The 2009-nt window shown below is 72.2% G+C and carries 2 protein-coding genes; one reads left to right on the top strand and one right to left on the bottom strand.

Annotation, left to right across the window (positions count from 1 at the left end; genetic code table 11):
- Positions 1–36: 36 nt before the first annotated feature.
- Positions 37–1680 carry a carbamoyltransferase C-terminal domain-containing protein gene (locus AB0C29_RS45695; RefSeq protein WP_360834252.1) on the bottom strand — a complete coding sequence of 548 codons (1644 nt, stop codon included), beginning with the start codon at positions 1678–1680 and terminating at the stop codon, positions 37–39.
- A 150-nt stretch (positions 1681–1830) separates the two neighbouring features.
- On the opposite strand from AB0C29_RS45695, the gene AB0C29_RS45690 reads away from it, so the two are divergent.
- A partial coding sequence (locus AB0C29_RS45690; protein WP_360834254.1) for an aldehyde dehydrogenase family protein occupies positions 1831–2009 on the top strand: 179 nt, incomplete at its 3' end.

Genomic DNA, 2009 nt, shown 5'->3' with positions numbered 1-2009 from the left:
GCCGGCCGAGGGTCGGGACGACGACGGAGACTCCGGTCATCGGCCGCCCCCGAAGGCCGCGGCGCGGTGCACCGCGAACGGCCCGAGAGCCAGCAGGTCCACCGGGGCGGAACCGAACAGCTCCATCGCCTCGCGCGGAGTGTCCACCATGGGCCGCCCGGCGGTGTTCAGTGAGGTGTTGACGACCACCGGCAGCCCGGTGAGCCGCTCGAACTCGGCGAGCATCTCGGCCACCAGCGGCTCGGACTCGGTGTGCACGGTCTGCACGCGGGCGGTGCCGTCGACGTGCACGACCGCCAGGATCCGGTCCCGCCACTCGGGCTTCACCTGGTGCACGAAGAGCATGTACGGACTCGGGTAGACGCCGTCGAAGATGTCGGCGAAGCGCTCGGCCCGGACCATCGGCGCGATCGGGCGGAACTGCTCGCGGCCCTTCACGTTGTTCATCCGGGTCTGGGTGTCCTGGTCGCCGGGGTGGGCGAGCAGCGACCGGTGGCCCAGGGCGCGCGGGCCGTACTCGCTGCGGCCCTGGTACCAGGCCACGATGCCGTTGCCGGCGAGCACCTTGGCGGCCTCGGCAGCGATGGACTCCGGCCGGGTGTACGGCAGGGCAGCCCGCTGCAACTCGGCCTCGAGCTCCTCGTCGCTCCAGCCCCGGCCCAGGTCGGCACCGGTGAACGGCACGACCGGACCGGCCTCCCGGGAGACACTCAGGGCGGCGCCCAGGGCGGTGCCGGAGTCACCGGCGGCCGGCTGCACCCAGACCCGCTCGTACGGACCCTGCGCCGCGATCCGTGCGTTGGCCACGCAGTTGAGCGCGGTGCCACCGGCCATGGTCAGCGTCTTCGGGCCACCGGCGGCGTCGTAGGTCCAGCGGGCCAGGTCGAGCATGACCTCCTCGAGCCGGGCCTGGACGCTGGAGGCGAGGTCGGCGTGCGCGTCGGTCATCTCGCCGTCGGCGCTGCGGGCCTTGGCCAGCGCGGACCAGTCGATGCGCTCGACGGTGAAGCCGCCGTCGTCGTTGGCGTGCACCAGCTCGCGCAGCAGCGGCAGGAACTTCGGCGTGCCGAACGAGGCCAGCGCCATCACCTTGTACTCGTCGCTGGAGTGCAGGAAGCCCAGGTGCCGGGTCAGGTCCTCGTAGAGCAGGCCGAGGGAGTGCGGCAGGCCCTGTCCGGCGAGGACGGTCAGCTCGCCGTCGCGGTAGACGCCGGACAGGTGGCTGGCCACCTCGCCGCGCCCGTCGAGGACCAGCACGGCGCTGTCCTCCTCGACGGCGAGGCCGGCCGACGCGGCGTGGGCCACGTGGTGCGGGACGAAGCGGACCTGCTCCGGGTCGAGCCCGGGCAGCGCGGCGGCCAGGAACTGCGGCGCCCGCCGGGCGTAGTCGACCCGCAGGTGGTCCCACGGGTCGGCCAGGCCGAGCTCGGCGGCGTCACGGGTCAGGCCGGGATCGAAGGAGTACGCGACCGCGTCCAGGTCGCCGGGCTTGAGGCCGGCGCTCTCCAGACACCAGGCGGCGGCGAGCTCGGGCAGCTCCCAGGCGGAGAACGGCACCGGCCGCTTGCCGTGCTTGCGCCGGCTGAACCGCTCCACCTCCGCGGCGGCGACCACCTGGCCGTCGACGACCAGGGCGGCAGCCGGATCGTGGAAGATCGCATTGATACCGAGGACACGCATGGCGCCCCGGGTACCCGTGCCATTTCGAGTTATTCGCTAGATCACTGACTTCTTCACAACTTCTTCAGCACTTCTTCAGAGGCCCGCGACCTGCACTGATAAAGGACAACGCCGCGTTTGCGACGCCTGTTGAGGGGCAACCGGCGAGGCATGCATGACGTCGGACAACTCATCGGTGGAACCTGGACACCCGGCAGCGGGAGCCGCCGGCTGACCGTACTGAACCCCACGGACGGCACTCCCGTGACGAGCGTCGCGGTCGCCTCGGAAGCTGACGTGGCCGCCGCGGTGAAGGCCGCGCGCGACGCCGCCCCGCTCTGGGGCCGGAC

The sequence above is a fragment of the Actinoplanes sp. NPDC048791 genome, assembly GCF_040650095.1.
Taxonomy (GTDB): Bacteria; Actinomycetota; Actinomycetes; order Mycobacteriales; family Micromonosporaceae; genus Actinoplanes.
This window is presented reverse-complemented; position numbering and strand designations above follow the sequence as displayed.